The organism is Ulvibacter litoralis (genome assembly GCF_900102055.1).
GTDB classification, from domain to species: domain Bacteria; phylum Bacteroidota; class Bacteroidia; order Flavobacteriales; family Flavobacteriaceae; genus Ulvibacter; species Ulvibacter litoralis.
Map to the genome: position 1 here is coordinate 679503 of NZ_FNBA01000002.1, position 25665 is coordinate 705167.

The window sequence follows — 25665 nt, forward strand, 5'->3', positions numbered from 1 at the left end:
ATTTTATTTTATTACAATAGGGTTAACAGGTGATCCAGAACCTTTTTCCATTTTTAAAGGAGCTGCAGTGAAAAAGAAGGTGTATTTTTTATCTTTTTTGCAGTCTTCAGAAAGGTCTTCTAACCAATAAATTTCTGTGAGAACCACACCTAAATCACGAATTAAAGCTCCATGTAAAGGAATTACTGCCGTTTCCCCATCAATTTCTTGAACAGATTTTTCAATAGCTAAATTATCAGAAGCTATTACAGGAATTTCCATGTCGTATATCCACTGTACTAGTTCTTTACTGTAACATAAACCAGGCTCTGTTAAAGCATCCCAATTCTCTTTATCATCTTCGTCATAAAAACGTCCCATAGACCCTGTGCGGATGACTAGAATATCTCTTTTTTCAATAGTTACACCTTGTTTTTTTGCAACAGCTTTAAGATCATCTAAAGTGATGCATGTATTGGGTGCTAATCTTCCTTTAGCATCACCTAAAGCAACTCCCACATCTAAAAGTATTCCTCTACCTGTAATCCCTTTTTTTGCCAATTCACCAACACCAACAAAACTATGTCCATCTACGGTATTGTTTGCTGACTTTCCTCCATAAATTTGGTTTCCATACCAAGCATGTCCAAGTGCATCCACATGTGATGTTCCTTGCAAATACATGTACACAACATCATCAGAATATTTCATACCACCAGCTAAAGGGTCTTTTTTCCCACTAGCGAATGTACTTTCATCTTGAGACATAAAATGTTCTACTGGAAGACGTCCTGGAAAAACGGGTCCAATACCATGTGTCATGGGTAATTGTAACGTAAAACGCTTCCCTGTTTTAACTTCTTTTATTCCTCTTAACGTTTGCGCGTTATCTAGATAATTTAAAGCTCCTATCTTATCTTCTGAGCCCCATTTCCCCCAATTAGAAGGCGCATCCTTCTGAATTTTTTCCATTGTAGTTTCCTGTGCGCTTAAAGAAGTACTAAAAAGCAAGAGTAGCATAAAGACACCAGCAGTTGTAGCTACTTTTAACAATGAGGATTTCGTTGTTGAACTTTTCATTTTTTCATTTTTTTTCATCACGTAAAATTTTAATTAGTAAATAGTTGTTTGTAATTCATTATTAATTTTATTCTGAAAATAATTGTATAATCGTTTTATTGAGAATATCAAGTCCTTCATTTAGAATCTCAAATTCTATTGTTAATGGAGGCAATAACCTAATGATATTACCTTCCATTCCGCAGGAGAGAAGGAGTAGACCATTGTTTGATGATTTTTCTATTATTTTTTTAGTACTGTCACTATCTGGTTGATTAAAATTGCCATTGTTTACAATTTCTATAGCAATCATAGCGCCTGAGTTTCTAACACAAGCAATCTTTTCAGGAAACATATCTTTAAGTTTATTTAGCGTATCGCTACATATTTTTCCTATTTCTAAGGCACGCTCACAAAGGTGTTCTTCTTTTATAATATCGATAACAGCCAGTGCAGATTGGCAACCAATAGGCGAACCTCCAAAAGTACCTCCAAGACTTTTCGCTGCATCCATCACCTTTTCTTTACCAACAACTGCAGATAGTGGAATACCATTGGCCAAACCTTTACCAATGGTTATAATGTCTGGTTCTACATCTGTGTGTTCCACAGCAAAAAAAGCACCTGTACGCGCAAATCCAGTTTGAATTTCATCGCAAATAAGTAGGATTCCGTATTGATCACAAAGCATTCTAAGTTCTTTAATAAAACCTTTGGGAGCACTATGAAAGCCTCCTTCACCTTGTACTGGTTCAATAATGATTGCTGCAATTTCAGTAGGGACAACAGTCGTTTTAAATAGACTTTTAAGGGTGTTTAAAGTATCTTCTATAGTTATTCCGTAGTTTTTATTTGGAAAAGGAATGTGATAAATTCCATTAGGAAACGGACCAAACCCTTCTTTGTAAGGAGAATATTTCCCTGTTAACCCTAAACACATATGAGTTCTTCCATGAAACGAACCCACAAAAGAAATAATGTTAGATCTTTTCGTGTACGCTTTGGCTATTTTTATTGCATTTTCTACGGCTTCAGCGCCACTATTTAAAAAAACAGATTTCGCGTGTTTTATGGGCACTAACTCATTTAGTTTTTCTGCTAATTCTATGGCTGATTCGTAAGGGTTAATCATTACACATGTATGTGTAAAATTAGTTAGTTGTTCCTTTATAACAGCCATGACTTTTGGATGCCCATGCCCAACATTTGTGACTGCGATACCAGCACAAAAATCAATATAACGAGTTCCTTCTACATCCCATACTTCAGCATTAATTGCCTTATCAATGTAGATTGGGAATAGGTTTTTTTGACCAGTTGCAATGGCCATTTCTTTTCTTTCTTGAAGTTTCTTATTTTTTTTCATGTTATGTAATACTGTTTGTATCGGTTTTAATACAGTCACATTAGTTTACTACTTCGTTAAAGAGGTTTTTAAAAAAGAAAGAAACCACCCAATGAAAACACATTTGCTTCTGGGGCAAATATCTTGTGTCTTCCTTGAATCGTATATTCCGATTTTGCGACTAAATTTGAGTTGATAGCGTAGGAAATACTATTGGTAAACCTAGTTGCACTATCACTATATTCTAATCGATTATTTATAATATTATCTTTAACTCTACTAGCACCGTAATTTATTCCTAAAGTAATTGGATTCTTAGGTAATTTGTAAGTGATTTGGCCATAATAACCATCAGATTTAACCGTTTCAACTACTGAATTTACAGTAATTGCAGGACCGAACATGATACCGGCATCTCCTATACCATCGGCAGTATAATAATATCCAGAAAGCGTTAAACCTCCAAAACCTACTTTTAAAAATGCATCTATACCAAAACCGTTAAGTCCTAAGTCTTGATTATTATCAGATACTTCCTGAGAAATAAATGAACTACTAAAGTATACATTTGATTTCTCATATGTTTTATTAAAAACAAATTTACCTTGATATCCTAAACCATTAGGGTTATCGGTAACACCGAAGGCATCTCCAAAAGCACCATTAAAATCTGAAGTAGCAAAGGGTTCGTACACACCCAAAGTTAAATTAGATGTATTGTTAAAGAAGGAGGGAGTGGTGTAATTAATTTGAGCAATTTTATCAGCAAATATATAGCCGTAGCCAATACCAGCCAACGTTGTGTTTTGCGGATTATCATACGAATAATTCGCTCCAATACCTAAAATACTTACATCATAGATTAAGGCATCTAAACCAAAACCTCCAAACGTTTTTCCTATTACAAAAGAACCAGACTTGGGTGTTGTTACTTTTATAAAAGCTTGACGAATATCAACGGATGAATACCCAAACCCCGTTACAGCAGGTTCAGATGAATCCACACCATGATTTGTAAGACCAAAAGCTATATCAAAAGTTCCTGAAATAGTACCTCCATTTTTCATAGAGTACACTGGATTAAAAGCTATAGTAGCTTGATTAATTCCATTTTGTATTGAGTTAAAGTTTTCTTTTTCAATTCCGTTTTCTTCATCTTCCTTCTGGGCAGTATTTACATAATACGCATTAATTTGACCAGAAAATTTAATTTTCCAACTATCATTAACCTTCAATTGCAATCCTTCATATACAGGTGCAACTTCCTTATTAGTTTCCTGTGCAGGTTCATCTTCCTGACTATAACTATTCCATCCTATAAAAAAAGAAAAAAACAACATTACACATTTGATAATTCTAAGTAACTTTTTATTCATAATTATTAGTTTTAAGGTGGTTTATTTATCAGTAACACAACAATGATATGCATTTATTTTCATAATCACATCATATTTCTGCAAAATATTTCAATTTGTAATACTTTTATTGCGATATTTGCCAATGTTGCAGTGAGGCCTAAATGTTGTCTAAAGCTTAGTAAAACATAGTTTACTCCTTCTATTGATACTCAAATAAGGGCAAGTGATTTTAGTTAATGAATTATGAATAAGTCACTATTGGAAATAAAATCAACATGTAAAAAGCTTATTATTGTATTTTAAAAACTAATATTGTAGGTACTAGATCTATGTGATTAATTACAATTAAACGATTACAGCTATGGAAAAAACTAAAAAGGAAGACCCACAAATGGAAGTACAGCTTGATGAGTTGGACTATAAAATAATAAAGCACCTTCAACAAGATGGTCGAAAATCTTTCACTGAAATTTCTGATGATTTAAATGTAGCTGTCAGCACTATACGAAATAGATACAATCGAATCATTGATGAAAAAATACTCCGAATAATAGGTCGTGCAGAACCTGAAAAATTAGGACTGAACTCCTATGTTAGAGTTATGTTATCGATAAAACCAGCATCTAAGATGAAAGAAGCCCTAAATCAAATTTCAAAATTTTCTGAAGTTAGTTTTTTGGCAATTACCTCAGGTAAATACAACGTTGAGATTAACTTAATGTGTCATAATAATGAGCATCTTCTAAATATTATTGATGACATTAATAATATTGACGGGATGGATGAATCACGAATTACAATGTATTTAGATGTTCTAAAATGGGGGCAGTAGGGTACTAGTAACTTATAGCATAGTACAATAACTCTAAATAATTACTCCCCAGTTTTATTTCTATAGAATTTTGAAAGTATAACAATCTACGAGAATCTCGTAAAAAAAATCGAACTACAAATCCTCAATTACCAGAATTGTGATAACAATCTAAAAGCAAGCTTTTATTTTGGCTTTGGCCAAGCAATGGATAATTATTCGCCAAATTTCTATTTAAAATTAAGGAGCTCATGAGTGCTATGCATTTGTGTGTAAAATAAATTGGTAGAGTACTTTGATTTTTTTTAACATTCTTCTTATAAAGTAAATGGAAGAATTATTAACTACCCGACGATTTATTTATCCTCTAGAAGCATTATTATTTTTATTTGGTTATAAATTAAAGAAAAGTATTTTTACTTTATGAAAGAAAAACTTCATTTACTAAGACAACATTTTGAAGAAATCGTTTCTTTAACCGATGATGAGTGGGACTTTATACAATCGCACTTTGAATTTAAAAGTCTTAAAAAACACCAATTCTTAATACAAGTTGGGCAACCTGTAGCTTTTGAATATTGGATTATTAAAGGCTTGGTAAAAGCGTATTCCATAGATGAAAAAGGTAAAGAACATATTCTTCAGTTTGCTATGGAAAACTATTGGGTAAGTGATCACTGTGCTTTTCAGCATCAAGAACCTGGGACTATTTTTGTGGATTGTCTTGAAGATTCCGAGTTTTTCTGTTTATCCTTAGAGAACAGAGAAAAGATTTGTTTTGAAGTACCTGCTGTTGCCAACTTCTTCAGAATTAAATCTAACAACGGTTATATAAATCTGCAACAAAGAATCCTTTCATTGCTTACGATGACCGCAGAAAGTAGGTATGAGTACCTATTGAACAAACTTCCAAAATTAATACAACGCGTTCCTAAAAAATTAATCGCTTCCTATTTAGGCGTATCCAGAGAAACTTTAAGTCGCTTTAACAGCTAAAAGTGACCTAAATCACTTTTCAAGATTGATATACATCACAAAAAATCCGTGATGTATGTCCTCGCACACATCTTGGTTTTCATAGAATTTTGTATCGAACAATTAAATACAATGTACTATGAAAACTACAAGAACACTTTTTCTATTATTTACAATTATTGCCATAGGTTTTAGTTCCTATGCGCAAGAAGGCAAAAGACCTTCAATGGGTAACTCTTACGGTATTATCAACATTGATGAATACGTAACGCTACTCCCAAAAAATCATAACGGAATCATTAAAGATATCAAATTAATAGACCGCGAACACGCAGGTGTAAGAATCTTTAGGTTGTATGACGAAGTACCTATGCACTACCACGCAAAATCTGATGCCTACCTCTACATTTTAAATGGCAAAGCAGAATTTTACGTAGCCGATAAAGGTCCTGTTGTTGCAGGAAAAGGCGACTTATTGTTTTGGGGCAAAGGTACAGCACACGGTAACGGAAAAATTATAGAAGGTCCGTTAGACGTGCTCGTTTTTGATGCCATTGCCAGAGACCCAAGCGATGTTATCTGGGTAGACCCATCAACTCAAAAGAAATTTTTAGAGAACTAATTAAATCAATTCAATTTTAAAAACAATAACGATGAAAACAGCAACAATTATAAAAACAGTCTTGTTCGCATTTGTAATGAATTTTACACTATTAGCACAAGCACAATTAGAAACCATAGCAACATTTCCAGAATCTAGACCAGGAAACATAACGGTGTCTAATGACGGAAGAATATTTGTAACAATGAGCGCCTTAAGCGCTTCAAAATATATGGTGAAAGAAATTTTGCCTAATGGAGAAGCCATTCCGTTTGGTGATAAAGAATGGATTGTAAAACCAGAAAACGGAAGCATAAAAGGTATCAATTCAACTATCGGAATTCAAGCCGATGCTAACGGAATCCTTTGGGTGTTGGATATGGGTAACGTAAAACAAAATCAGGTTCCAAAATTGGTGGGTTTTGATTTGGTAACCGGTAATGTAACGAAGGTTTTTCCTATTCCAAATACGGTATTATCAACAAAACCTTTTTTACAGGATTTTGTGATTGATGTGAAAAACAACACTGCTGTAATTGCAGATATGACAGATGCTTTAAATCCGCCAATTGCACCAGCTTTTGTCGTGATAAACTTAGAAACAGGTTATATAAGACGTGTTTTGGAAGGGAATACTTCATTTTTACCTGCTGATGAACCAGTGAAAATTCACGGTAGATTGGTCTCTCACCAAAGAAAAGACGGCACTACTATTCAACCAAGATATCCTTTAAACCCAATTTCTATAGATGACAAAAACAATTACATCTACTATGGTGCAATGGGAAACACCAAGATTTACCGCATACCTTCTGCTGTATTAGCGGATGAAAGTAAGCAAGATAGCGAACTGAATAAATACATTGAGTTCTATGCCAACAAACCAAAATCTGACGGATTTAAAGTAGGTGCAAACGGAAAAGTATATGTAACCGATGTTGAAAATTCAGCCATTGTAGAAAGTACGACTGCTGGAATGAAAACCATTGCGCAATCCAAAAAAGATCTGTCTTGGCCCGATGGTGTTGCGATACACGGAAACTACTTGTATATCGTAGCTAATCAGCTTCACAATTTGCCTTTGTTAAATGAAGGGAAAGATGCTAGTAAACCGCCTTATTTGGTATTAAAAATGAAGCTTCAAGATTAAAAATAAGGTGATGTATGAGCAGTATTAAGTGTGACATACATCACTTTAAAATGGTGATGTACATCCTCGCACACCCCTTGCATTAATCGGAAATTTGTATCAGAAATTAAAAAACATATTAAAATGAAAACAATAGTAAATACTTTAAAAAAAATTGCATTAGCAGCTACATTTATTACTGCTTTAAGTACAAACGCACAACAAGTACCAACGTCACCTTATGGTGCAGACGATGAAATTGGTGCACTTAACCTTTTAAATGAAGAAACGGTTTTAGATGCCGTAAAATTGGTTAAAAAAGGGAAAGTATATCGCCTAGGAATGGTGGTAAATGCACAAACCGCAGCTTTCCGTCACAGATACTTTCATATTGAAACGTTACAACCAGAAACTGCTGCTGCAGGTTCTAACAAATTTACTTACGTAGATGACCAATTAATTGGTTGGACAGGTGTTGGGTCTCAAATTAACGGATTGGCACATTACGGTAGAGACAATGTGCACTACAACGGACATAAAGTTGAAGATTTTTTAACCGTTTCTGGTGTAAAAAAATTAGGGCTAGAAAAATTACCTCCAATTGTAACTAGAGGTATTGTATTGGATATGCGCTCTTACTACAATCAAGATATTGTAAAAGAAGGCACTGTTTTTACAGTAGAAGACATTGAAAAAGTAGCCAAAAAACAAGGTGTTGAAATTCGTAAAGGAGATGTAGTGCTGTTTTACACAGGATGGACAAAATTAATGGGTAAAGATGACAAACGTTACCTAGCTGGCGGACCTGGAATTGGTACTGAAGCTGCACATTACTTAGGTAAAAAAGGAATTGTAGCAGCAGGTGCAGATAACTGGTCTTTTGAGGCTGTACCACACGAAAACAGCGCACTTTCTTTCCCTGTAAATCAAATGATGGCAACAGAATACGGTGTACAAGTATTGGAAAACATTCTTGTAGATGAGTTGGTTGAGGATAAAGCTTGGGAATTTCTTTTTGTATTAGGTCACCCTTTATATGAAGGTTCTACGCAAGTACAAATAAATCCTGTTGCCATTAAATAACAATTACAAAAAATAATTAAAAAATTATGGAAACATCAACAATACATAGAGATACAACGGTAGCCAAAAAGAAAAGTCTACCAGCCGCATTATGGGCATTGACCATAAGTGCATTTGCCATAGGAACAACGGAATTTGTAATTGTAGGTTTATTATCTACCGTTGCAAGTGACTTAGGCACCTCATTAACCTCAGCAGGATTATTAGTTAGTCTGTACGCTATTGGTGTTGCCATTGGTGCACCCATTTTAACTGCCTTAACAGGTAAAATTCCTAGAAAACAATTATTAATGGGTATTATGTTGCTTTTCATCATTGGTAACGGTTTAGCGGCTATCTCACCAAGTTTTGAGTTGTTGCTATTATCAAGAGTCGTAACAGGATTTGCTCACGGTGTATTTTTCTCTATCGGTTCAACCATTGCAGCTAGTTTGGTGCCAAAAGATAAAAGAGCAACTGCAATTTCTATAATGTTTGCAGGTCTTACCGTGGCTATTGTAACCGGTGTGCCTTTAGGAACATACATCGGTCAGAATTTTGGATGGAGAGCTACTTTTATAGGTGTTGCCCTTTTAGGATTAGTAGGAGCAATAGCTAGTTTAGCTTTGGTGCCTAAAAACATAAAACAATCGGCTCCATTACGACTTATAGACCAATTAAAGGTGATTAAAAATCCTTCTATTTTATTGGTGTTAGCCATTACCGCATTTGGTTATGGTGGTACGTTTGTCACCTTTACCTATTTGACGCCATTATTGGAAGAAGTAACCGGTTTCTCTTCAAATATGACCAGTATATTCCTTTTAATTTATGGTATTGCCATCGCGATTGGGAATATCATAGGTGGTAAAGTCTCTAATAATAAACCTGGTAAAGCATTATTGGTCATGTTTGCGTTACAAGCCATAGTGTTGTTTGTTTTATACTTTACCGCTTCTAGTCAGATTTTTGCCATCGTAACCTTATTTTTTATGGGAATACTTGCTTTTTCAAACGTGCCAGCATTACAACTATATGTAGTGAAAATGGCGGAAAAGTACTTGCCAGGAACCGAAGACGTAGCATCTGCCTTAAACATTGCCGCATTTAACGTCGGTATCGCTATTGGTGCTTATGTAGGCGGAATGGTCGTGGAATCGAGCTTAGGTATTGAAGCGACACCCTGGGTAGGAGGTTTGTTAGTCATCGTAGGATTCTTGTTGACCCTAGTTTTATTCAAAAAAGAAAAAATATAAATAATATAATGATGACTACATTAAAATTTAGAAATAACGACGAAATGCCAATTTTAGGCTTAGGGACGTTCCGTTCTGAACCTAATGAAGTGTACAATGCTGTACTTTCCGCAATTAAAATGGGATACAGACATATCGATTGTGCTGCGGCTTACGGAAACGAAAAAGAAGTGGGTAAGGCCATTGCTGAAGCCATAAAACAAGGTTTGGTTACAAGAGAAGATTTATGGGTGACTTCCAAATTATGGAATGCTTCCCACGGTGAAGAGAATGTGATTCCCGCGTTGAATCAAACTTTAAAAGATTTACAACTAGATTATCTAGACCTGTATCTTATTCATTGGCCAGTAGCTCTTAAAAAAGGAACCGAAATGCCAGAAAAAGCATCTGATTTTATTCCACTTTCAGAAGTACCATTAACCAATACTTGGAAAGGGATGGAAGCTGCTTTAGAGCAAGGACTTACAAAGCATATTGGCGTGAGTAATTTCAATGAAAATCATCTTAAAGTAATAATGGCGACTGCAGTACATCAACCAGAGATGAATCAGGTTGAAATACATCCGTTTTTACAGCAGGAAACATTACAATCATTCTGCGTACAAAACGATATTCTGCTCACCGCGTACGCACCTTTAGGTTCGCTTGTAGATGAAAATTCCACACTACGTTTGTTGGAAAATGACACCCTAAAAACCATTGCCGAAGCAAGACATATGTCGCCTGCACAAGTAGCATTGGCATATACAATGCAACGAGGCATTGCGGTAATTCCTAAATCTATTAATGAAGCACGATTACTTCAGAACCTAGAGACGTTAAACCATACGCTTACAGTAGAAGATATGGCGTTGTTGAAGGATTTGGATAAAGGGCACCGCTTTATTGACGGTAAATTTTGGGAAGTTGAAAACGGACCCTACACTGCAGATCGTATCTGGAATGCTTAATCACATTATTCATCAGGTGTCCCGACAGATACCTGATGAATTTAAAAACACACACTATGAATCCATTTGATAAACTATACAAACCAGGTAAAATGACATTGGGTATAGAGTTTCCTTTAGACAATGATTGGTCATCAGAAGGAAATCGCAAACGTTTGGAAGACAACCGACCTTTTGGCGTGCCCGATATTTCCAATCATTTAGCATTGGCACAACAAATTGACGAAGCAGGGTTCGCAGCTTTATGGATGCGAGATGTTCCTGTGTACGACCCTAATTTTGGCGATGGTGCACAATTGTTTGATACGCTTCCATATTTGGGCTATTTAGCTGCAGCGACTAAAAACATTTTGTTGGGTACTGCTGCTATTGTATTACCCTTACAACAGCCAATAAAGTTAGCGAAAGCTGCTGCGACCATCGAAAATTTAAGTGACGGCAGACTTTTGTTAGGGTTAGGTTTGGGCGACAGACCTGTGGAGTTCCCGATGTACAATATCGATTATAAAAAAAGCCCTGAAATCTTTCGAAGTAATCTTGACATTATTAAAGAAGCTTGGAAAACCAATAGCGATTTAAAATCCAAGTATGATTTTTTAAGCAGTGACATAGAAGTGTATCCAAAACCGAAAAATGACATTCCGCTTGTAGTAGCTGGTCATTCCGGACAAAGTATTAATTGGATTGCCAAAAACGCACAAGCTTGGTTCAATTACCCAAGACCGGTAGCAGAAACCTTGGAAAACAGAAAATACTGGTGTAATGCTTTGTATGATGAAGACCAAGCCGCAAAACCTTATATCACGGCTATACATTTAAACCTGTCTAAAGACGACAATGCGACTTTTAAACCACAACGTTTTGGTGGCACCGTGGGCATCAACCATCTCACCAAATATTTAAAAGCATATGAAAATGTGGGGGTTAACCATATGGCCATAAACCTCAGAAAATCTGAAACGCCCGTAAGTGAAGCTATTGCTAAAATTAAAGATGTTGTTTTACCAGAATTTTAAATAACAAATTGAAAACAACCTAAGATCATTTTAGTTCATAGCATATGTATTGTTTTTATAACTCTGTGTAGGTAATCATTTTTTCGGTGCGACAATGAACTAACGAGGCGTAAATATGCTTTTACATAAAAGCTGACGATATAGTCCTGACAGACGATAGCTGCAATTATGTCAAATATCGCCCAAAAGCGCTATTCGCATAGTTACTATAAAATGTTCTATAATGGTCAGCATTATGTTACTTTGCTTTGGTAAAAGCAATAGTTTTATTTGCTGATTTTTCTTTTAAAAGTTTTCTTCTCAAGAGCTTCTTTTACTAAAGTTAATGAAACACTTTTTACACGAAACGACGATAGGAGAGAAGTGGAATGTGTGTGGAATGGTAATTAACTGTTATATAGCTTATTTACATTACTCTTGTAGGTTTGTCCAATAGGAATTCTATGCTCGTTTATTAAAATACGATTACCTTCTATAAGTTTAATTTTATCTATAGCAACAAGAAATGATTTATGAACTCTTAAAAAATTATCTTTATTTAAAATAGATTCGTAGTACGATATTTTTTCGTGGCTAACAATCATTTCATTCTTTAAAAACAGTTTGGTGTAGTTACCATAAGCTTCAATATATTGCAAATCATTCAAATCTATTTGATGGTGTTTTTTATCGCCTTTTACAAAGAATCGCGTAGATGTTTCAGCAACTTCTTTTGTAGTAGTTATTAAAGCAGAGGATTCAGAAACTTTATTTACGGCTTTTACCAGTCTATCAAAACTAAAGGGTTTTAAAAGGTAATCGACCACGTTTAATTCATAACTTTCTAAAGCATATTCCTTATAAGCGGTAGTTATAATCGTTTTTGGTGGCTGGCTCAAGGTTTTTAGGAAGTCGAGACCTTTTAATTTAGGCATGTTAATATCTAAAAACATAAAATCCACCTTGTTTTCATTAAGAAATTGCATAGCTTCCATAGCGTTATAACAATTATGAACCAGTTCTATATGCGGAATCATATTACATAATTCCGTTATTACTTCATGAGCTAAAGGTTCATCGTCAACAATTATAAACTTAAGCATGTGGTGGTATTTTTAAAGTTACTTTATAGGTGTTGAGAGTTGTATTAATTAATAGGGCATAGTTTTTTCCAAACACTAGTTGTAATCGTCTTTTGAGATTCTCCAGACCTATTCCACCGTTGTTAGTATGCGTTCCATCGAAATTATTTTCAATTTCAAATTGTACAAAATTATCAGTATAAGTCAGATATATGTGAATGTATGCGTTGCTTTTAGACCATGATTCAACCCCATGTTTAAATGCATTTTCTAACAAGATAATGAATAGTAAAGGTTTTATTTTTAAATGAGTATCCACATCATAATGAAACAGAATATCAACATCTTTTTTATAACGAATTTTATGTAACTCTATATAATTATTTAAATAAGCTATTTCTTCACCTATGGTAACAAAGTCTTTTTTACCTTCATAAATAGTATAGCGCATCATATCAGACAATTTTAAAATGACTTCTGGCGCCTTCTCCGAGTTTTTAATGGTTAAGGCATATAAATTATTTAAGGTATTGAAAAAGAAATGTGGGTTCATTTGTGCCTGCAGCATGGCTAATTCGGCTTGAGACTTTTCACTTTTCAAATTTTGAAACCATTTCCATTGTTCAAAAACCCAAAGGAAAAACAAAATTGGTATGGGTAAAAAGAAAATATAGAAAGGAAAATCTTCTTTAATTTCTAAATAGGTCTCTAAATCACCAGAAAACAACCTTAAATAAAGAAAATATATAAATAATGGTATATAAATAAGTGCAATAAGTTTCCAGTACTTTTTTATAAATGCAGGAACCAGTAAATACACAACACCTATCCAAAACCCCATTAATAGTATAAAAGTCACTGGATTATCTGGCATATCCATTAAAATATCTATACCTAATGCTACGCTAAAAAGAATAATCAAAACTATTACCTTAAGTATGGTAGCACCTTGACGCTTTAAATAGTTGTAATTATGAATTGGTAATGCTATGGCCAACCACCAAAATAGTGTGATTAATATAACTTCAAGTGGATCATCATTAGGAATAAGTATGACACCAAAATAATCCAACATATAAAATATGGGTACGATAATTAGCGCAATTAAAAAGGCTCTGTATTTTTTGATGTACTCAACCATACAGCAAAAGTAAGTATGTAATCATGCATTAACAAGAAAGTTGATAGACACTATTATAATTAGTACAAACACTATTGTTTTTTACATGAACAGGATTGATACAGTTTTTCATGGTGTATGACCTTAAACGAACACCATACATCATATTAATTATAACCGACTTTCTCTTCATTATATGTTTGTCTCAAATGAAACTAAAACAGGACATCAATTAAAAATCAACAGATATGAACAGATTACAAATCAATAATTTAAGCAAAACCTATCCTAATGGTGTTAAGGCATTAAACGACATTAATTTGGAAATCACCAATGGTATGTTTGGTTTGTTAGGCGCAAATGGTGCTGGCAAGTCTTCCTTAATGCGAACCATTGCATCATTACAAGAGCCAACTTCCGGAACTATTTCTTTTAATGAATCTGACATCATAAAAAAGCCTGAACATATTAGACAGCATTTAGGGTATTTACCTCAAGAGTTTGGTGTATATCCTAAAATTTCAGCAGAAAAATTACTCAATCATTTAGCTATTATAAAAGGTATATTAGATAAAAAACAGCGTAAAGAACAAGTAACAGCCTTGTTGCAACAGGTTAATTTATACCAACACAGAAAAAAGTCGGTCTATACCTTTTCTGGAGGCATGCGTCAGCGTTTTGGTATTGCACAAGCCTTATTAGGAAATCCACAAATAATTATTGTAGATGAACCAACGGCAGGTTTAGACCCTGAAGAAAGCAATCGGTTTTTAAACCTATTAAGTGAAATAGGGGAGAACGTTATTGTTATTTTATCAACACACATTGTTGAAGATGTCAGGAACTTATGTCCTAAAATGGCCATATTATCTAATGGCGAAATTATTTCTGAAGGAAACCCAAAAGATTTAGTGGCGCGTATTGAAGGTAAAATATGGACAAAGATGGTGCCTAAAAAAGACATTGACGTGTATAAAAACACATGTGATGTTATCTCAACAAAATTAGTTGCAGGTGACACTCAAATAAGAGTATTGTCTGATAATAAACCAGAAGAAGGTTTTCAATTAATTACTCCCAATTTAGAAGATTTCTATTTCACGACACTTTTTAATAATCCAACAAAAAAGTAATAAGTTATGTTTACGCAATTATTAAAATTTGAAGTTTTTTATCAAGTAAAACAGCGCGCATTTCCCATATTTGTCATCTTGTTTTTATTCTTGGGAATTTTTGTTGGTAGGCAAGGGTTTGCACCAACAGGCGTTGATTATAATTCAGTTTATCAAGTGTATTTCCATACCAGTTTATTTACATTAGGGAGTGTTTTTATAATTATGTTCTTTGCCGTTAGTGCTATGCTTCGCGATAAGCAGCATAATATGGAATCGCTTATTTACAGTTCTTCAATACAAAAGGCACAGTACTTCTGGAGCCGGTTTTTAGGCACGTTTATATTTAGTGTTTTAGCGTTTACACCATTTATTTTAGGGTATATCTTTGGAAACTATTTTTCGGATTTGGATGCAGAACGTTTAGGTGAGTTTCAATTACTAACCTATGTTCAACCATGGCTGTACATTGTTTTACCTAATTTGTTTATATGTTCAGCTATCATATTTTCTGTAAGTGCCATAACAAAAAGTAGTATAGCAACGTATGTAAGTGCCGTATTTGTTTACATGTTATATTTTGTTTGTTCGCTATTTTTAAACTCGCCTTTATTAGCACAAGCTGTTCCTGCCTCGCCAGAAGCTATGGCTATAGCAGCAGTTGCAGACCCCTTTGGTGTGGCTGCTTTTTTTGAGCAAACACAATATTGGACACCTTTACAAAAAAACTCACAATTACTATCGTTTTCCGGATTGTTTTTATGGAATAGATTGCTTTGGATAGTCGTTGGTTTAGTAATATTACTTGGAACCTACAGCTTATTTTCTTTTCGAAAAATCACTAAAAAAGTAAAGAAAGCAAAAAATTCTATAAGTAAGATCACGCCATCAATAGCTTATAAACCTATACAAACACTACATAATTTTAAAGCGCAGTGTCTAGCATTTTTATCCTTATTAAAAATAGAGTTAACAGGTGTTTTTAAAAGTTTGCCATTTATAGCCGTATTAATAATGTGGTTAGTTATTGTATTTTCAGAATTGTATAGTACCGTTATTAGCGGTGGAGAATATGGTGTGAGTCAATATCCTTTTACAAATCAGCTCATAAGTTTAATAGTAGATCCGTTAACGCTTTTCAGTCTCATTTTAATCATTTTTTACAGTGCTGAAATTGTTTGGAAAGAACGTAGCCTAAACTTTAATCTCATTGTAGATGCGGTGCCCACAAAAAACAGCATGTTCTTTCTCTCAAAGTTCTTTGCCATTTTATTGTTACCAGTTATTCTAATTACCACTGGAATTATAATGTGCATCATATTTCAAATAGGTTTAAACTATAACAATTTCGAATTTAGCCTTTATGCCTCTTTGTATTACCATTACGGCTTGCAACTTGCTGTATTTAGTATGATTGCCTTATTTATTAACAGTTTAGCAAAAAGTAAGTATTTAGGTATGGGAATCTTTGGCTTGATTGTATTGTTAAGTATAAAATCTGATGCATTAGGACTTGAACACCCATTAACAAGCCTTGGGTTTATGCCACGAATTTTCTATACGAATATGAATGGTTTTTATGGTGGTTTAGGTTTATTCAATCATTTAGCTATGTATTGGTTATCCTTTGGATTGTTGTTGGTATTCGTCTCTTTTAAAATTTGGAATAGAGGGGTAGTGGCTAACTTTTCAACGAAACTCAAGCAATTTACAAACGGTTGTACAACGATTCAAAAAGTATCCTTTTCATTTTTAATATTAGTATTTTTAAGCTTCGGAAGTGTGATTTTTTACAATGTAAATATCATTTCAGATTATGTAACAACAGGCAACAGTTTAGAATTTAGAGAACAGTATGAAAAAAAATTCAAACAGTATGGAGATTTAGAGCGACCATATTCCATATCGAGAAAAACAGAAGTTGCTATTTTTCCTGGAGAAAGACGCTATTCCATAAAAGCAGATTATATATTGAAAAACGGAAGTGAAAAACCTTTATCTGAAGTTTTTGTTACTGAACGCCTTCCGTTAGAATCTATAACTATAGAAAATGCAAATTTAATAGTGCATGATACTACTTATGGTGTTTATCTATTTCAATTTAAGAAGCCATTACAGCCCAATGATTCTATACGTTATAGTTATAAATTAAAACATGTGTTGAAAGGTTATGAAGAAAATAAAACTATTGTAAATAATGGTACTTACATAACACACAGAAATTTTGAGCCTATGTTGGGTTATAGTTCTGGCATGGAAATCACTAACAAAGTAGAACGAAAAAAAAGAAATTTACCAAAGCGTGAAGAAGAGATTATTTCAGATGAACATATTGCTCTTGAAGGTTTTAACAATGAAAAAATAAACTTCGAAACCATTGTTTCTACAAGTAGTAATCAAATGGCTTTGAGTTCTGGTAACTTGGTAAAACAATGGTCAGAAAATAATAGAAACTATTTTCACTATAAAACCAAGAATAAAGTCATACCAATGATTGCCTATTTTTCAGCCAACTATAAAACCAAAAAAGTGGAATACAAAGGCATTTCTATTGAGCAGTATTATGATGCAGCACATGCATTTAATATAGAAGAGATTGAAAATAGTGCCAAACAAACCTTAAATTATTGTGAGGAAAACTTTGGAGACTATGCTTTTAACCATGTTAGAATAGCAGAAGTTCCGTCACACTGGTCGTTTGGTGGATTTGCACACCCAGGAGTGATTAGTATGGTTGAAGACCGTTTGTATTTAGCAGATGTTAGAAACGAAGAAACTTTCAATTTGGTTGCTAAAAGGACCATTCATGAAGTTGCACATCAATATTGGGGACATACGTTGTCTGCAAAACCAGTCGCAGGTGGATCTATTTTTGTAGAAGGTTTTGCAAAATATACCGAAGCTGTTGTTATGGAAAAAATGTATGGGAAACGTGCTGTCTATGAATTGAGTGAAAATGCTAGAAGACGTTATTTTTCAGGAAGATCTTTTGCAAGCGACCTAGAACCACCTGTTTATAAAGTACTTGGTCAAGGTTATATTTCTTATGGAAAAGCACTAAACGTTATGCTAGCATTACGAGACCTTATTGGCGAAGAACAAGTAAATCATGTTTTAAAAACAATAACAGATACATATCGAAACAGTAATACTTTGGAAGCAAATACTATTGAATTTTTGGATTTACTTTATAACGTCGCACCAAAAGAACAACATCATTTGATTGACGATTGGTTTAAAAAAGTAATAACGTATAACTTAAGCATTGAGAAGAGTTCTTATAAAGCATTAGAAAATGGTACTTATGAGATTTCAGCAACTATAAAAGCGAAGCGTTTTGAAACGATAGCTAATGGAGAAACAGTCCAAATAGAAATTAACGAGCCTATTAAAATAGGAGTCTTTACAACGCATCCATCATTAGTTAAAGATGATAGTTCTGTTCTGCATTATGAGTCAAATCAAATTAACGACGAAATCACGGAAGTTAAGTTTATAGTAAACGAAATTCCCAATTACATTGCTATTGATCCTTTTGGTACAAGAACTGATCAGAATTTAGTTGATAATATATTTAGGTTTTAACAAAAGAATTCTAAAAACAAATAGGATTTCGATGATAACTTTGGCCTCATAACCCCGATGCTTCGGGGTGGTTAAAACAATAGGAGAAATGAGCGTGTATATTTTAGGGGTTTAGTAATACTGTTTCTGAAGAACTTCAATTATACAAGGGATTTCAAAGTAATCTTAATCTGTTCCAATGTTTACTAAAATATAGCGAATGAGCCGTTAATTGTTTCCAAAGTTTTATGCAGCCCTGCCTGCCGGCAGGCAGGCTTGATTTTTTGTTTAGCTCACGCCTTAATATTTTATTGGAGTTCGTGAATCTCCTTCGTCGATTTCTTTTTTTAACTTGTCTACCGAAGCTTTTTCAGCGAAGGTAGATCAAGGAAAAAAGATAATAATAAACCATTAATAGTCACAATTTCAAATTCTATTTCTAAATGTTATTTAACTGCTCAAATCAAAAAAAGTTGAATAATTGCAGAATTTGAGCAAGTGTACAGAAATTATATCGCAGAGTAATTTTAAGCTCTTGTGGCAATCCATGAGAATCGTCTAAAATTTTTTATGACGTGCATTTTATCGAATACGCGATTTTTAATAAGAGCAAAAAGGCAAGCTTTTATTTTGGCTCTGGCAAAGCGGCTGGTCCCGAAGCTTCGGGAGTGTTTTAAAAATGATTGCATTAGCAATTATATTTTAAAAAAGCAATAAGTGCATTTGGTAGCGGCTATTTTACATAACGGCTAATTATAGCTATCAAATGGATAAACCACTCTTATTGACAAAACAATACATTTGTACTATAATTTATATTATGTAAAATAGAATATTTTAACACTCTACTTCAAAAACTCACTATTTCTAATTAAATACCAATAAATCAAGTTATTACTTCCTTTTATTCTGAGCATAAAAATAAATTTATTGCTTTTTATCGAGAATTAACTACCGTTTACCTATATTTACAAGCAATTTAACATTTCAATTCGTACAAATATTAAAAAAATTAAAACTAAAAGGTTTCCCCCAAGAAATCAAAACTTAACCTAAACTGATTATTTATGCTTATAACCGCCCCTCGCAAGCATCTTAGGATTGCTGTGGCTTGTTTTATTGTATTTTTCGGATTTACATCAAACATGTTAGCGCAATGTCCGCCCATTACAAATCCTAATCCCGTAATCTGTGATGCCGCAGGATTACGAATTATTCATTTAGATACATATGCTACAGACTTAGGTGCCGGACTAGATTGGTACGACGCTCCTACTGGTGGAACCAAATATGTAGATACACAACTTCTTAGAGAAGGTACTTATTATGCAGACAATAGTGCTGGTACTTGTGGTACAAGAAGTTCGTTAGTGGTAGATTTTGTAGTAGATCCTACAGGTCAGAACCTGGACGGTATTTTCTGTGATAATGAAAATCCGACCGTACAAACCTATATTGATGAAGTACTTGCTCCAAACACACCTCCTGGTGGTGCTGCAGTTGTATACACCAATTTAGCGTTGACAAATCAGGCAAATCCAGCGACTGTTTTAACGGGAACCTCCAATTTCTATATTGTTTTTGAAGACCTTGCAGGCTGTAGAAGTCAGATAGAATTTGGTAGTACCGCTACGTTTTCAGCGCCTGCGACACCTACACCTCCATTAGAACAACATTTTTGTAGCGATACAAATCCTACCGTTGCAAACTTAGATCCTGGAACCACACTGGCCTTTAATTGGTATGACGATATCGATACCAATGGCGATCCTATAGATCCTTCGTTAGACGGTACAACTCCTTTAATAGATGGGAATACCTATTATATTCAGGCGGAAGGTATTTTTTGTGACAGTGATTTAGTAGCTGTATTGGTTATTTTAGACGATCCTGTGAATCCTGGAACTAATGCCTCTTTAGAATACTGTGAGAATGCTGTTCCTACAAATGATTTTGATTTGTTTCCATTGTTAGGAAATAATCCAGATACAACAGGCTCATGGACAGGACCGTTACCTACACAAAACGGACACTTAGGAACTGTAAATATCAGCACATTAAATCCTGGTATTCATACTTTTATTTATACTGTTGAAGCTTCAGGCACCTGTCCTTCAGGGATGAGTACTGTAACTATATTGATTTCTGAATTACTTTCATCAGGAACGCCTTCAGGATTAAATCCGGCAACATTTTGTGAAACTGACCTTCCTTCAGACTTCGATTTGTTTACTCTATTAGAAGGGTACGACCTTAATGGTACTTGGACCACGGGTACTACAAGTGGTGGAACAGTAATTACATCACCTATCGATTTAACGGGATATACCGCAGGAACGTATAATTTTACATATACTCAAAATGCAGCTCCAAGTCCTTGCCCAGAAGAAACGACTACGGTTCAAATTATCATTTTACCAGAACCGAATCCAGGAAATGCTATCAATGCTGTTTTCTGTGAAAATGACTTAGCAGCCAACTCCCCTTTCAACTTGTTTGATGCTTTAGACGGTACACAAGATAATGGAGGAGTTTGGACGGATGCTTCAGGAACGGCAGTTACCAATCCAATAGACATTACAACATTTACAGTTGCAGGGAGTCCTTATACCTTTATATATACCCTCAATAATGGTACTTGTGAAGCTTCGGAAACGATTACAATTTCAGTACTTCCGTCTCCAAATTCAGGAGAGGCCTTACCTCCTATTGATATCTGCTTTGACGATCTTTCAGCAAATTCACCGTTCGATTTGTTTACTTTATTAGATGGATCACAAGACATGAACGGTACTTGGTATGAAGGTTCCAATGCATCAGGAACGGCAGTTACCAATCCTATCGACTTAACAACCTTAGCTGTAGGTACACATTTCTTTACGTATTCAGTTCCAAATATCGGAAGCTGTTCAGATGCGCCTACTACGGTTCAAATAAATATTACAGAAGCACCAAATGCAGGAACCGCCATTCCGACCATTTTTTGTGAGAATGATGTAGCAGCCAACTCCCCTTTCGATTTATTTGATGCCTTAGACGGTTCTCAAGATAACAACGGTGGTATTTGGACGGATGCTTCAGGAACGGTAGTTACCAATCCAATAGATATTTCAGGATTTACTGTTGCAGGGAGTCCTTATACATTTACCTATACCATTGTAACGGGAAGTTGTGATGCTTCGGAAACGATTACGATTTCAGTACTTCCTTCTCCAAATTCAGGAGAGGCCTTACCTCCTATTGATATCTGCTTTGACGATCTTTCAGCAAATTCACCGTTCGATTTGTTTACTTTATTAGATGGATCACAAGATATGAACGGTACTTGGTATGAAGGTTCTAATACGTCAGGAACGGCAGTTACCAATCCTATCGACTTAACAACCTTAGCTGTAGGTACACATTTCTTTACGTATTCAGTTCCAAATATCGGAAGCTGTTCAGATGCCCCTACCACGGTTCAAATTACGATTGTTGAAGCACCAAATGCCGGTACTGCAATTCCGACCATTTTCTGTGAAGCAGATTTAGCTGCCAACTCCCCATTCGATTTGTTTGATGCCTTAGACGGTTCTCAAGACAACAACGGTGGTGTTTGGACAGATGCTTCAGGAACGGTAGTTACTAATCCAATAGATATTTCAGGATTTACTGTTGCAGGGAGTCCTTATACATTTACCTATACCATAGTAACGGGAAGTTGTGATGCTTCGGAAACTATTACGATTACAGTAGTAGAATCACCAAATACAGGAGTTGCATTAGATCCATTGCAACTTTGTGAAGATGAAATTGGGGCCAACTCCCCTTTCGATTTGTTCGATTTATTAGATGGATCACAAGATTTAAACGGAACGTGGTACGAAGGAACAAATACTTCGGGTACAGTTGCTACCAACCCAATCGATCTAACAACGCTTGGCTTCGGAACTTTTAATTATACCTATGCTGTTCCAGCAATTGGTAGTTGTTCAGACAGTCCGGTTACAGTTCAAATTGAACTAAACGAATCGCCTGAAACAGGAACAGCAACTCCTTTTGTAGTTTGTGAAGACGATTTAGGCGCAAATTCACCACTCGATTTATTCGGACAGCTTTCTGGAAATGATGCTGGCGGAACATGGAATGACGATGATGCTACAGGAGCTTTAACAGGAAGTATGGTCGATTTAACCGCACTCACTGTTGGAACGTATAATTTTACCTATAGTATTATCTCTTCGGAAGGTTGTGAAAGTGCGACAACGGTTCCAATTACAATTGAAAATGCAGCAAACGCAGGAACAGCGACAAACGTTGCTCTTTGTATGGTTGAAATTCCAAACAACCCAACCATCGACTTGTTTTCACAAATAGCTGGAAACGATACTGGCGGAACATGGAATGACGATGATGCTTCAGGGGCCTTAACGGGAAGTACTGTAGATCTTACAGCCCTAACAGTGGGCGTTTATAATTTCACGTATACCGTTCTTGGAACAGGTACGTGTTCAGACGATGCGGTAACGGTTACAATAACCATTAGCGATAGTGCTGCACCAACCGCGCCATCACCACAAGATTTCTGTGATTCGGCAACGGTTAGCAATTTAGAAGCTACGGGTACTGCCCTACTTTGGTACGACAGTTTAACCGCTTCTATTCCATTGGCAGGAACAACACCTTTAACAACAGATACAACCTATTATGTAACACAAACAACAGCCAACGGATGTGAATCGTCTGTGCGGACTGCTGTTTTAGTTCATATTAATGAATCTCCAAATTCTGGAGTTGCAGTAGTACCTCCAGTAACGGTTTGTACCGATAATACTACGGTAGATTTAAATACAGGCTTGGATGGATCGCAAGATGCTTCAGGTGTGTGGCAAGATACCGACGGAACAGGTGCTTTAACAGCAAACATTTTTGATGCTTCGCAAGTTTCAGCAGGGACGTATACTTTTACTTATTTTGTAGCAGGAACGCCTCCTTGTGTTGATGCTTCTACTACAATTACTGTAACGGTTCAAGATGCAGTTTCCGCAGGAACAAATGCTACACTTGATATTTGTGATACCAACGCTCCTATCGATTTATTTACACTTCTAGGAGCTGCCGATACAGGTGGAACATGGAGTCCAGCTTTAGCGAGTGGAACTTCAGTTTTCGATCCAATTTTAGATGATGAAGGCGTGTATACCTATTCAATTTCAAATACATGTAGCAGCGATAGCAGTACTGTAACAATCGCAGTTACTTCGTCTCCAAACGCCGGAATTAGTACCGCTGCTTCTTTATGTGTGGTAGATGGACCGGTTAATTTATTCGATGTATTAGAAGGAACTCCAGATGCGACAGGAACTTGGTTTCCAGTACTGGCAAGCGGTTCAGGGATATTTGATCCTACCGTAGATACCGCAGGGATTTATACCTATACAGTGCTTGCAACAGCACCTTGTACGGGCGATGCTTCCGCTCAAATTAATATAACGGTAAATAACAGTCCAGAGCCTACTGTAGTGCAAGCGACAATTTCTTTTTGTGCTTCGGAAAATCCTACGGTTGCAGACCTTTTCGGAACTGTTTCAGGAAGCAATATTACATGGTACAATGAACTTGACGATACGACACCATTAGATCTTACAACACCTTTAGTAGATGGAGAAGACTATTTTTCTAGTCAGACCAACAGCTCTGGTTGTGAATCATCGCAACGTTCAGAAGTAACCGTAACTGTTTCAGATGCACCAACACCTACATTAATTGACGAGGGTGTTACATACTGTATCAACGAACGTCCTACCTTGGATACACTTTCAGAAAATGTTATGGAAGCATCCAACCAAGAGTATGTGATTAATTGGTACGACGATGAAACTGAAGGGAACCTATTGACGCTAACAACTGTATTAGAAAATAACACAACTTATTATGCTGCCCTATTAAATGTAGCCTTAGGATGTGAAAGTAGTGTGCGTTTGCCAGTAACCGTAGATCTTACAGGCTGTTTAGGATTTACAGTCCCAGATGGTTTTTCTCCCAACGGAGATGGTACAAACGATACATTCGATATTGACAATCTTGACTTCTTATTTCCAAACTTTACAATGGAGATTTACAATCGCTATGGTAGTTTGGTATATATGGGGAATGCAAATACCTCACGATTTGACGGTACTTCCAATCAATCTGGAGTACTAAACAAGGGGAATTTACCAGTAGGAGTTTACTTCTATATTCTCAATGTAAACGACGGAATAACCGAGCCACAAAGTGGACGCTTATACCTAAGTAGATAATTTTAATAAGACATAAGAAGAAACAAGATGAAACAATTCAATATATATAACAGAACGATTATAACGCTAAGCTTTTTGCTTTGCACCTTTTTAGGCTATAGTCAACAAGACCCTCAGTTTACACAATACATGTATAATATGAGTGTCATAAATCCTGGGTATGCAACCAGCGAACTAGGAATGGTAAACATTGGAGGTTTGTACCGCTCACAATGGGTAGGTTTAGAAGGCGCTCCTAGAACAGGAACCTTCTTTGCACATACCCCTTTAAGCGAAAAAGTAGAAGCAGGTATCTCTTTTACCAATGATAATATTGGAGATATTGTAACAGAAAATAACATCTATGCAGATGTTGCCTATGTACTTCAAGTATCTAAAAACAGTAAATTATCACTAGGTGTAAAAGCGGGTGTTACGTTGTTTAATGCCAACTTTAACGATTTCCAATTGCAATCGGGAGATACTAGTACCGATATCGCTTTTAATGATAACATCAACAAAGCGTTTCCAAACATTGGTGCGGGTGCTTTTTACTTTACCGATCGCTTTTATGCAGGTGTATCGGCGCCAAATTTATTGACATCAACTCATTTAGAGAATGAAAACGGTGTGTCGTCTACAGGAGTTCAAGACATCCACTTTTTCTTAACGAGTGGATATGTATTCGATATTAGTGAAGACGTTAAACTGAAACCAGCCTTTATGCTTAAAGGTGTAAAAGGAGCACCCTTTTCGATGGACCTTACCGCGAATGTGTTAATTCAGAAGCGTGTGGAAGCTGGAATTGGCTACCGATTAGACGATTCATTCTCAGGTCTGGTAAACTTTAGAGTCACACCTCAATTGCGTGTTGGGTATGCCTACGATATGACGACCAGCAATTTAAGCGACTACAATTCTGGGTCGCATGAGATTATGGTATTATTCGATTTCGATTTATTCAACTTACAACGTGGTTACGACAGATCACCTAGATTCTTTTAAAA

Annotated in this window: 17 protein-coding genes; 12 read left to right on the plus strand and 5 right to left on the minus strand. The window is 35.4% G+C overall.

Translation table 11 applies throughout. The features are described 5' to 3' along the window. Positions 1-3 precede the first annotated feature (3 nt). From BLQ00_RS09160 to BLQ00_RS09170, 3 genes are all read right to left on the minus strand, one after another. Positions 4-1059 (minus strand): cyclase family protein, encoded by a 1056-nt coding sequence (locus BLQ00_RS09160; RefSeq protein ID WP_217629427.1) that lies wholly within the window; start codon positions 1057-1059, stop codon positions 4-6. Between the two features lie 67 nt (positions 1060-1126). Continuing rightward, positions 1127-2404 carry a 4-aminobutyrate--2-oxoglutarate transaminase gene (gene gabT, locus BLQ00_RS09165; RefSeq protein WP_093143963.1) on the minus strand — a complete coding sequence of 426 codons (1278 nt, stop codon included), beginning with the start codon at positions 2402-2404 and terminating at the stop codon, positions 1127-1129. A 68-nt stretch (positions 2405-2472) separates the two neighbouring features. Further along, a complete protein-coding gene (locus BLQ00_RS09170; protein ID WP_139149381.1) occupies positions 2473-3759 on the minus strand; it encodes a hypothetical protein in 1287 nt (428 codons plus the stop codon). A 343-nt stretch (positions 3760-4102) separates the two neighbouring features. On the opposite strand from BLQ00_RS09170, the gene BLQ00_RS09175 reads away from it, so the two are divergent. From BLQ00_RS09175 to BLQ00_RS09210, 8 genes are all read left to right on the plus strand, one after another. After that, positions 4103-4573 (plus strand): Lrp/AsnC family transcriptional regulator, encoded by a 471-nt coding sequence (locus tag BLQ00_RS09175; RefSeq protein WP_093143436.1) that lies wholly within the window; start codon positions 4103-4105, stop codon positions 4571-4573. A 402-nt stretch (positions 4574-4975) separates the two neighbouring features. Further along, positions 4976-5548, plus strand: coding sequence for a Crp/Fnr family transcriptional regulator (locus BLQ00_RS09180; protein WP_093143437.1), 573 nt, complete (start codon positions 4976-4978; stop codon positions 5546-5548). Positions 5549-5666: 118 nt separating this feature from the next. Next, the gene (locus BLQ00_RS09185) at positions 5667-6149 is read left to right on the plus strand and encodes a cupin domain-containing protein (RefSeq protein WP_093143438.1); all 483 of its coding nucleotides are present in this window, start codon (positions 5667-5669) and stop codon (positions 6147-6149) included. A gap of 31 nt (positions 6150-6180) precedes the next feature. Then, positions 6181-7278, plus strand: a complete 1098-nt coding sequence (locus BLQ00_RS09190; RefSeq protein ID WP_093143439.1) for an L-dopachrome tautomerase-related protein — start codon at positions 6181-6183, stop codon at positions 7276-7278. A 123-nt stretch (positions 7279-7401) separates the two neighbouring features. Further along, complete coding sequence (locus BLQ00_RS09195; protein ID WP_093143440.1) at positions 7402-8340, plus strand: cyclase family protein; 939 nt, start codon at positions 7402-7404, stop codon at positions 8338-8340. Positions 8341-8366: 26 nt separating this feature from the next. After that, a complete protein-coding gene (locus tag BLQ00_RS09200) occupies positions 8367-9575 on the plus strand; it encodes an MFS transporter (RefSeq protein ID WP_093143441.1) in 1209 nt (402 codons plus the stop codon). Between the two features lie 8 nt (positions 9576-9583). After that, on the plus strand, positions 9584-10525 hold the full coding sequence (locus BLQ00_RS09205; protein WP_308425265.1) for an aldo/keto reductase: 942 nt from the start codon (positions 9584-9586) through the stop codon (positions 10523-10525). A 56-nt stretch (positions 10526-10581) separates the two neighbouring features. Next, positions 10582-11541, plus strand: a complete 960-nt coding sequence (locus BLQ00_RS09210) for a TIGR03571 family LLM class oxidoreductase (RefSeq protein WP_175445431.1) — start codon at positions 10582-10584, stop codon at positions 11539-11541. A 386-nt stretch (positions 11542-11927) separates the two neighbouring features. Here the strand turns inward: BLQ00_RS09210 and BLQ00_RS09215 are convergent, their stop codons facing one another. Continuing rightward, positions 11928-12623 carry a LytR/AlgR family response regulator transcription factor gene (locus BLQ00_RS09215; protein WP_093143444.1) on the minus strand — a complete coding sequence of 232 codons (696 nt, stop codon included), beginning with the start codon at positions 12621-12623 and terminating at the stop codon, positions 11928-11930. After that, complete coding sequence (locus tag BLQ00_RS09220) at positions 12616-13743, minus strand: sensor histidine kinase (protein ID WP_093143448.1); 1128 nt, start codon at positions 13741-13743, stop codon at positions 12616-12618. The genes BLQ00_RS09215 and BLQ00_RS09220 overlap by 8 nt, the downstream gene beginning before the upstream one ends. A gap of 227 nt (positions 13744-13970) precedes the next feature. Here BLQ00_RS09220 and BLQ00_RS09225 point away from each other — a divergent pair, with 227 nt between their 5' ends. The 4 genes from BLQ00_RS09225 to BLQ00_RS09240 all read left to right on the plus strand — a co-directional run bounded on the left by BLQ00_RS09225 (position 13971) and on the right by BLQ00_RS09240 (position 25663). Then, positions 13971-14855, plus strand: a complete 885-nt coding sequence (locus BLQ00_RS09225; protein WP_093143451.1) for an ABC transporter ATP-binding protein — start codon at positions 13971-13973, stop codon at positions 14853-14855. Positions 14856-14861: 6 nt separating this feature from the next. Then, positions 14862-18419 (plus strand): ABC transporter permease/M1 family aminopeptidase, encoded by a 3558-nt coding sequence (locus BLQ00_RS09230; RefSeq protein WP_093143453.1) that lies wholly within the window; start codon positions 14862-14864, stop codon positions 18417-18419. A gap of 1046 nt (positions 18420-19465) precedes the next feature. Next, the gene (locus BLQ00_RS09235; protein ID WP_093143455.1) at positions 19466-24679 is read left to right on the plus strand and encodes an Ig-like domain-containing protein; all 5214 of its coding nucleotides are present in this window, start codon (positions 19466-19468) and stop codon (positions 24677-24679) included. Positions 24680-24706: 27 nt separating this feature from the next. Then, a complete protein-coding gene (locus tag BLQ00_RS09240) occupies positions 24707-25663 on the plus strand; it encodes a PorP/SprF family type IX secretion system membrane protein (protein ID WP_093143456.1) in 957 nt (318 codons plus the stop codon). The last annotated feature ends 2 nt before the right edge of the window (positions 25664-25665 follow it).

Coding starts and splice junctions, on each gene's coding strand:
- BLQ00_RS09180 (WP_093143437.1), top strand. CDS start 4,976: ATGAAAGAAAAACTTCATTTACTAAGACAACATTTTGAAGAAATCGTT.
- BLQ00_RS09240 (WP_093143456.1), top strand. CDS start 24,707: ATGAAACAATTCAATATATATAACAGAACGATTATAACGCTAAGCTTT.
- BLQ00_RS09220 (WP_093143448.1), bottom strand. CDS start 13,743: ATGGTTGAGTACATCAAAAAATACAGAGCCTTTTTAATTGCGCTAATT.
- BLQ00_RS09195 (WP_093143440.1), top strand. CDS start 7,402: ATGAAAACAATAGTAAATACTTTAAAAAAAATTGCATTAGCAGCTACA.
- BLQ00_RS09230 (WP_093143453.1), top strand. CDS start 14,862: ATGTTTACGCAATTATTAAAATTTGAAGTTTTTTATCAAGTAAAACAG.
- BLQ00_RS09205 (WP_308425265.1), top strand. CDS start 9,584: ATGATGACTACATTAAAATTTAGAAATAACGACGAAATGCCAATTTTA.
- BLQ00_RS09190 (WP_093143439.1), top strand. CDS start 6,181: ATGAAAACAGCAACAATTATAAAAACAGTCTTGTTCGCATTTGTAATG.
- BLQ00_RS09170 (WP_139149381.1), bottom strand. CDS start 3,759: ATGAATAAAAAGTTACTTAGAATTATCAAATGTGTAATGTTGTTTTTT.
- BLQ00_RS09215 (WP_093143444.1), bottom strand. CDS start 12,623: ATGCTTAAGTTTATAATTGTTGACGATGAACCTTTAGCTCATGAAGTA.
- BLQ00_RS09225 (WP_093143451.1), top strand. CDS start 13,971: ATGAACAGATTACAAATCAATAATTTAAGCAAAACCTATCCTAATGGT.
- gabT (WP_093143963.1), bottom strand. CDS start 2,404: ATGAAAAAAAATAAGAAACTTCAAGAAAGAAAAGAAATGGCCATTGCA.
- BLQ00_RS09175 (WP_093143436.1), top strand. CDS start 4,103: ATGGAAAAAACTAAAAAGGAAGACCCACAAATGGAAGTACAGCTTGAT.
- BLQ00_RS09160 (WP_217629427.1), bottom strand. CDS start 1,059: ATGAAAAGTTCAACAACGAAATCCTCATTGTTAAAAGTAGCTACAACT.
- BLQ00_RS09185 (WP_093143438.1), top strand. CDS start 5,667: ATGAAAACTACAAGAACACTTTTTCTATTATTTACAATTATTGCCATA.
- BLQ00_RS09235 (WP_093143455.1), top strand. CDS start 19,466: ATGCTTATAACCGCCCCTCGCAAGCATCTTAGGATTGCTGTGGCTTGT.
- BLQ00_RS09200 (WP_093143441.1), top strand. CDS start 8,367: ATGGAAACATCAACAATACATAGAGATACAACGGTAGCCAAAAAGAAA.
- BLQ00_RS09210 (WP_175445431.1), top strand. CDS start 10,582: ATGAATCCATTTGATAAACTATACAAACCAGGTAAAATGACATTGGGT.